The 6,609-nt window shown below is 76.4% G+C and carries 6 protein-coding genes and 2 pseudogenes; 5 read left to right on the forward strand and 3 right to left on the reverse strand.

Annotation, left to right across the window (positions count from 1 at the left end; translation table 11 throughout):
- Window positions 1-107, forward strand: a pseudogene (locus HMPREF3099_RS12495) (WhiB family transcriptional regulator); the annotation flags it as partial.
- A gap of 6 nt (window positions 108-113) precedes the next feature.
- Here the strand turns inward: HMPREF3099_RS12495 and HMPREF3099_RS12500 are convergent.
- Window positions 114-1,133: a hypothetical protein gene (locus HMPREF3099_RS12500; protein ID WP_070705723.1), complete on the reverse strand. Its 1,020-nt coding sequence runs from the start codon at window positions 1,131-1,133 to the stop codon at window positions 114-116.
- 165 nt (window positions 1,134-1,298) lie between these two features.
- On the opposite strand from HMPREF3099_RS12500, the gene HMPREF3099_RS09480 reads away from it, so the two are divergent.
- Together HMPREF3099_RS09480 and HMPREF3099_RS09485 are read left to right on the forward strand one after the other, a co-directional pair.
- Window positions 1,299-2,141: an enoyl-CoA hydratase/isomerase family protein gene (locus HMPREF3099_RS09480; RefSeq protein WP_070705724.1), complete on the forward strand. Its 843-nt coding sequence runs from the start codon at window positions 1,299-1,301 to the stop codon at window positions 2,139-2,141.
- Window positions 2,138-2,773, forward strand: a complete 636-nt coding sequence (locus HMPREF3099_RS09485; protein ID WP_083323680.1) for a M48 metallopeptidase family protein — start codon at window positions 2,138-2,140, stop codon at window positions 2,771-2,773. The genes HMPREF3099_RS09480 and HMPREF3099_RS09485 overlap by 4 nt, the downstream gene beginning before the upstream one ends.
- A gap of 3 nt (window positions 2,774-2,776) precedes the next feature.
- Here HMPREF3099_RS09485 and HMPREF3099_RS09490 read toward each other — a convergent pair whose 3' ends face one another.
- On the reverse strand, window positions 2,777-4,339 hold the full coding sequence (locus tag HMPREF3099_RS09490; protein ID WP_070705725.1) for a zinc-dependent metalloprotease: 1,563 nt from the start codon (window positions 4,337-4,339) through the stop codon (window positions 2,777-2,779).
- 88 nt (window positions 4,340-4,427) lie between these two features.
- On the opposite strand from HMPREF3099_RS09490, the gene HMPREF3099_RS09495 reads away from it, so the two are divergent.
- Entirely contained in the window at window positions 4,428-5,543 is a 1,116-nt protein-coding gene (locus HMPREF3099_RS09495; protein WP_070705726.1) for a YlbL family protein, read from the forward strand.
- Window positions 5,544-5,549: 6 nt separating this feature from the next.
- Here the strand turns inward: HMPREF3099_RS09495 and HMPREF3099_RS09500 are convergent, their stop codons facing one another.
- Complete coding sequence (locus HMPREF3099_RS09500; RefSeq protein ID WP_083323681.1) at window positions 5,550-6,107, reverse strand: PPA1309 family protein; 558 nt, start codon at window positions 6,105-6,107, stop codon at window positions 5,550-5,552.
- 140 nt (window positions 6,108-6,247) lie between these two features.
- On the opposite strand from HMPREF3099_RS09500, the pseudogene HMPREF3099_RS09505 reads away from it, so the two are divergent.
- Window positions 6,248-6,609: pseudogene (locus HMPREF3099_RS09505) on the forward strand (hypothetical protein); the annotation flags it as partial.

Raw genomic sequence — 6,609 nt, forward strand, 5'->3', positions numbered from 1 at the left:
GCCGGGAGCCGTGGGGCGTGTGGGGCGGCGAGCTCATCGACTCCGGTCGGGTGCTGCCGCGCAAGCGCCCCCGCGGCCGCCCGCGCAAGCACCCCGTCGCGGCGTGACCCGGCTCAGGCCGTGGCCCGTCGACCGGTGCACCAGCAGTCCGGGTGCACCGCGAACCGCTCCACCCTCGGCACCGGGGAGTGGGCCACCACGCTCACCCGTGTGGTGGCCCGCTCCGCGGTGCCGTCCGCCGTGCCCGGGCCGTCCGACGTGTCCAGCACCCACAGCGCCGTGCGGGCACCCCACCGCACCGCCCACTCCACGAGGTCCACCGGCGTCTGACCCACCGGCGCCAGGTGCTCGAGCGTCGGGCTCTCGGCCTGCGGCCCGCCCCACTCCAGTGCCAGCTGTTCGGGTGGCACCTCGTGGCGCACCACGCACTCCGCGCACGCGGCGCCGGGGACCGCCAGCGGCCCGATGCCCACCCAGCCCGGCGTCACCACCACCGGCAGGTGGGGGATGCCGGTCTCCACCAGCCGCCGCAGGTCCACCGCCGCGGTGCGCGTGGTGAGCACCGGCACCACCAGCTGTGCGGACTCCACCGCCCCGTGGTCCCCCAGGCCGTGCCACCAGCGGGGTGCCTCCACCGGGCCCAGCACCTGGCCCACGCCGCCCTCGCGCAGCCGGTCGCGCAGGCCGTGCAGCACGCGGTCCACCGCCACGTCCCCGGCCCACCCCGCCAGGTCGTCCACCACCACGGTCGCCCGGTCGCGCGCCTCCACCCGGTCCCAGCCACCCGTGCCGCCGGCGGCCTGCATCGTCTGCACGGCCGCCCGCAGCCGGTCGCGGCGGGCGCCGCACATGGCCCGGGCGCGGGGCGGGTCGCTCACGTCGAGCACGGCGTCGAGCCGCCGGAGGCGCTCCACCAGCCGTTCGCGGGCCTCCTCGTCGAGCCCGGCGGCCAGGGCGGCGGCCCGGTCGCTGCGCTCGGAGGCCGGTCCGGCCAGCGAGGTGAGATAGCGCACCTCGGCGGGGGTGAGCCCGTCCACCTCCAGGCAGCGGCCGGGTGGGCTGCCCAGCTGCACGACGCCGTCGGCGCGCACCAGGGGACGCAGGCTGTGGGGAAGGCGAACCAGATCGACCATGGCGGCACCCTGACACCACCGCCGGGGTGCGGGTGGTCCTCCGTCCACAGGCCCGACGGGAGCGCGCGCCGGGTGGTGGACGAGATCAACCCCCCGGGTGCTCGTCCACAGCGCGTCGCCTCGCGCCCGTGGGTGCGGCCGGGTCAGGGGGTTAGCGTCCGGCCCATGAGCGAGCAGACCCCCCTGTCCCTGCCCGGTGCGCAGACCACCGAGCTGCCCGACCTCGCCCTGCACCTGCTGCCGCAGGGCACCGGCGAGGTCGCGGTCGTCGAGCTGGCGCTGCCGCAGAAGCGCAACGCCATGAGCGAGGAGATGACCGACTCGTGGGCGCGCGTGGTGCGCCAGCTGGCTGAGCACCGGGCCCTGCGGGCGGTGGTCGTCACGGGCCGCGGGTCGGCCTTCTGCGCCGGCGGCCAGCTCGACTGGATCGTCGCTGAGCCGGACGCCTCGGCCACGGACCTGCGCGAGCGCATGGCGCGCTTCTACGCCACCTGGCTGTCCCTCGGCCAGCTCGAGGTCCCCACCATCGCGGCGGTCAACGGGCATGCCATCGGGGCGGGGCTCGCGGTGGCGCTGGCCTGCGACCTGCGCGTGGTCTCCTCGCGGGCCACCCTGGCGATGCCGTTCACCCACCTGGGGCTGCACCCGGGCATGGCCTCCACCTGGCTGCTGCCGCAGGCCGTGGGGCTGCCGGTGGCACGCGACATGCTGCTCACCGGGCGCCGCGTGAAGGGCCACGAGGCGGTGGGGCTCGGGCTCGCCTCGCGGGTGGCCGAGCCGGGGGACGTGCTCCCCGAGGCCCTGGACATGGCCCGGGCCGTGGCCTCCACGGCGCCGCAGGCCGAGCGCCTCACCACGGTGGCGCTGCGCGACGGCGGCCACCGGTCGCTGGCCGACGCCCTGCAGTGGGAGGCCCTCGCCCAGGGCGTCACGCTCACCACCGCGGACCTCGCCGAGGGGATCGCCGCGGCCGCCGAGCGACGCGACCCGGAGTTCACCGGCCGATGACCGCCCAGGGGGAGCCGATGGGGGAGCCGCTGCCCGGCTGGGAGGGCGACGGCTGGGACGGGCCTGCGCCGGAGGACGGCGGCTGGGAGCCCGACGGGTGGGCCGACGAGGCGCCGCCGGCGGTCGAGCCGGCACCCGAGGTGGTGGTCACCCGCAGCGCTCGGCGGCGCAAGACCCTCCAGGCGCGCTGGCAGGACGGCCGGGTGCACGTGGCCGTGCCCGCCGGCATGCCGCCCCACGAGGAGGAGCGGGCGGTGGCCGAGCTGGTGGGCAGGGTGCTGCGCCGTCGGCGCAATGCCAGCTCGACCGCCTCGCTCGTGCAGCGCGCGCAGCGCCTCAACCGCACCTACTTCCACGGGGTGGCCGTGCCGGTCGACGTCCGGTGGGTGGCCAACCAGCGGTCGCGTTGGGGGTCGTGCACCCCGGGGCGCGGCACCATCCGGCTCAGCGACCGGCTGCAGCCCATGCCCGACTGGGTGGTGGACGCGGTGCTCGTGCACGAGCTGGCCCACCTGCTGCACCGCGGGCACGGTCCCGACTTCCAGGCCGCCGTGCGCCGCTACCCGCGGTACGACCAGGCGATGGTCTTCCTCCAGGGCGTCAGCCACGGCTGGGCGCACCCGGAGGGCTGAGGCTCAGCGCGCCCCGGCCCCGCCGTCGCGGTCCCCGCCGTCGCGGTCCCCGCCGTCGCCGCCCTCGTCCTGCAGCAGCTTGGCCAGCTCGGCGTCGAAGTCGGTGCCGGTGGCCTCGCCGGGCTCGTTGGTGCCCCAGCGCTCCACGTAGCCCAGCACGTCGTCCAGGGCGGCGGCGTCCGGCGCGATGTCGGGGTGGTCCCACACCGCGTCGCGGGCGGCCGCGCCGTGCTTGTCCTCCATGGCCGCGAACAGGTTGGCCGCGTCGCGCAGGCGCCGCGGACGCAGCTCCAGGCCAACCAGCCCGGCGAAGGTCTTCTCGGCCGGACCCTGCGTGGCGCGGCGGCGGCGCACCACCTCGGCCAGGGCGTCGGCGTGCGGCAGGGTGCCGCGCGTGGCGCGGTCGGTCACCACGTCCACCCAGCCCTCCACGAGGGCGAGCCAGGTCTCCAGGCGGGTCAGCGCGGCCTTCTGCCGCTCGCTGGGCTCGGGGTGGAACAGCCCGCCGGAGAGCGCCGACTGCATCGCCTCCGGGTCGGTGGGGTCCACCGAGCCCAGCTTGGCCTCGATGCCGTCGGTGTCCAGGCGCATGTCCGCGGCGTAGGAGCGCACCGCCTCCAGCACCTGGCTGCGCACCCACGGCGCCCCGGCGTACAGGCGCTGGCGGGCGCTCTCGCGCACGGTGAGGAAGAGCATCACCTCGGCGGGGTCGATCTCCAGCCCCTCGGCGAAGGCACGCACGTTGGTCGGCAGCACCAGCACCCCTCCCTCGGGCACCAGCGGCAGCCCCACGTCGGTGCCGGAGACCACCTCCTGGCTCAGCGCCCCGGCGGCCTGGCCCAGCTGCAGCGAGAACATCGAGCTGGACATGCGCTCCATCATCGGGGCCATCTGGCCCATCACGGCCTCCATGTCCATGCCGCCGGGCAGCGACATCCCCGGCGGGAGCTGCGAGCGCAGGGCCTCCGGGTCGTCGCCCAGTCGGTCGGTCAGGGAGGAGGCCACGGCCGAGTTCACGCCCTCGGCCAGCGGGGTGAGCGCCTCGACCCACGCCGGCATGGTGGTCTCCACCCACTCCGCGCGGCTCACCACCTGCACGGCCCCCGAGGTGGCGGGGAACTCGGTGGCGGCGTCGAGCCACAGGGAGGCCACGTTGCCCACCTGCTCGGCGTCGCGCTGCGCGGCCTCGCCCACCGAGGAGTCGCCCCCCTGGGCGGCGGCGCGCCGGGCCACGTCGGTGGCCAGCTGCTGGTTCACCGGCCCGTCGCCGCCGGCGAACATCTGCTGCACCTGAGCCTGCAGCGCCCCGAACGCCGCGGGGTTGTTCGCCATCATCGCGGCCTTCGGGTTGGCCGCGGCGCCGCCGGCACCCCCGGCGGCGGCCCCCGCTCCGCCCATGCCCAGCGCGGAGAGCATCTCGTCCACCTCGGGGGAGTCCACGGCGTCGCCGAGGAACTGTCGCAGCATGTCCTTCATCGGGTCGCTGGGCTGCCCGGAGCCGCCCTCGCCCGGGGTGTGCTCGTCGTCGGCGCCCGCGTCGTCCTGGGGCAGGTTGTCCTGGCTCATCGTGACCTCCCTGTCGTGGTGAGGGGTGAACACCCGTGGGTGCCCGGACCTTCCCGGGGTGCCCACGGTCCGGTGCGATGATGTCGCAATGACCTCGGCCCGCGACACCTCCCCCGGGGAGGCGCCCCCCGCCCGCCGCCGTCACCCGCTCGCCGTGCTCGGCCTCGTGCTGTCCGTGCTGTTCGTCGTGGGCGTCGTGGTGGCCAACGTGGTCACGGCCCCTTACGTCGTGTTCACCTCCGGCGGTGCATACGACGTGCTCGCCGAGGACGGCCCCGGCGACGGTCCGATGCTGCGCGTGGACGGCCACCAGACCTATCCCACCGACGGTGCCCTGCGCATGACCACGGTGGCCATGTACGGCGGCCCGGGCCACGAGCTGAGTTGGTGGGAGGTGGGCACCTCGTGGCTCGGCCGGCAGGACGAGATCGTCCCGCGCAGCCGCGTCTTCCCCGAGGACGTGACCGCCGACCAGGTGCAGAAGGTGAGCACCGCGCAGATGACGGGATCGCAGTCGAGCGCCGAGACGGTGGCCCTGCGCGCCGCGGGCGTGCCGGTGACCGAGAAGGTGGTCGTGGCGCAGGTGGTGCCGGGCGCCCCGGCCGAGGGACGGCTGCGGGCGGAGGACACCATCGTGTCCGTGGACGGTGCCCGGGCCACCTCCGTGCAGGTGGTGCAGCAGGCCGTCCAGCGGGCCGGGGCCGGTTCCACGGTCCGCGTGGTGGTGCAGCGCAAGGGCAAGCAGCGCACCGTCACGGTCCCCACGAAGCAGGTGGAGGGTCGTGCTGTCGTCGGTGTGCAGCTGGGCACCGTGGCCGACAGCCCGGTGGACGTGCACGTCGACGCGGGCTCGGTGGGCGGCCCCTCGGCCGGCATGATGCTGGCCCTGGGCATCTACGACAAGCTCACCGAGGGTCCGCTCGCCGGGGGCCAGGACGTCGCGGGCACCGGCACCATCGACCCCGACGGGACCGTGGGCCCCATCGACGGCATCGCGCAGAAGATGCACGGCGCGCGTGAGGCCGGAGCCACGTGGTTCCTCGCACCGGAGGACAACTGCGAGCAGGTGGTGGGCCACGTGCCGCAGGGCATGCACGACGTGGCCGTCACCGACTTCACCGAGGCGCGCAAGGCGGTCGAGGCGATCGCCGCGGGCCGGACCGACGCTCTGCCCACCTGCGAGGAGCACCTCGCGGCGCGCTGAGGCCGCTCAGTCCTCGAGGCTCGCGGCGAGCGCGCCCGCCAGGTCGTCGGCCACGTGGTGGGCGATCGCCACGGCGTCGTCGCTGTCGTGCTGGGCCAGGCGCACCAGGGTGAGGCGCTCGTCGTCGCGCGTGGCCAGCACCAGCAGGCGCACGGCCTCGGTCTCGGCGTCGTCCTCCTGCGCTGCACGGCGGCGCTCGACCGCCAGCGCGCAGCCCTGCACCCCGGCCGGCCAGGCGAGGTGGCCCAGGTAGTCCTGCAGGTCGGTGCCCTCGGGCAGCTCCTGCTCCACCGCGGTGAGCACGCCCGCGTCGCTCAGGGCAGCGGCCAGGGCGGGCTCGGCCGCCGCGAGGTCGGTGGTGCGCACGAGGGCGAACACGCGGTCCGGCTGGCCCCACCCGTCGGCAGCCACGTGCTGCTCGGTCTCGGTGGCCACGGCCAGCAGGTGCTCCGGCGGCAGGTCGGTCCGCGCCGCCGGCTCGGCATCGTGCGGGGCCGCCGGCTCGGCATCGGGCAGGGCCCGGGGGGCCTCGGCGGGCTGGGGGGTCGTCTCGGGATCTTCCACGCCCCCATCCTCGCGCACCGGGGCCCGCCGCCGGGAGGCCCGGGGGAGGGAGGAGGGGCGTGCCGTCGCGCCCGCGGGCCGTGGCGGGTGGCCTACCGTGGCGGCGCCCCTCCCGCCGTTCCCGAAGGACGGTCCGCCCCATGACCGCAGCTCCTGCGTCCCTGTCCGAGCTGACCTCGGTGGCTCTCGCCCCGGCGAGCGAGCTGCTGGGTCGCGGTGGGGCCGGCGCGGCCGGGTTCGTGGCCACCTGGCTGGCGGTGGGCACGGCGGTGTGGGCCGCCCACCGTGCCCGGCCGGCGCGCGACCCGCTCCTGGCCCCCTACGACCCGCTGGAGCGCTACCGGCTGCAGCTCGCCCCCTTCCGCCGCGTGCTCCTGTGGGGCGTCCCCACCGTGGTGGCCGGGCTGGTGGGGTTGGCGGCCGCGGCCTCGTGGAGGGTGGGGGACCTACTCGTGGCGGTGGTGGCGCTGGCGCTGGCCGCCGGCCTGGCCGTCCACTACCT

Source organism: Kytococcus sp. HMSC28H12 (assembly GCF_001816045.1).
GTDB lineage: Bacteria > Actinomycetota > Actinomycetes > Actinomycetales > Dermatophilaceae > Kytococcus > Kytococcus schroeteri.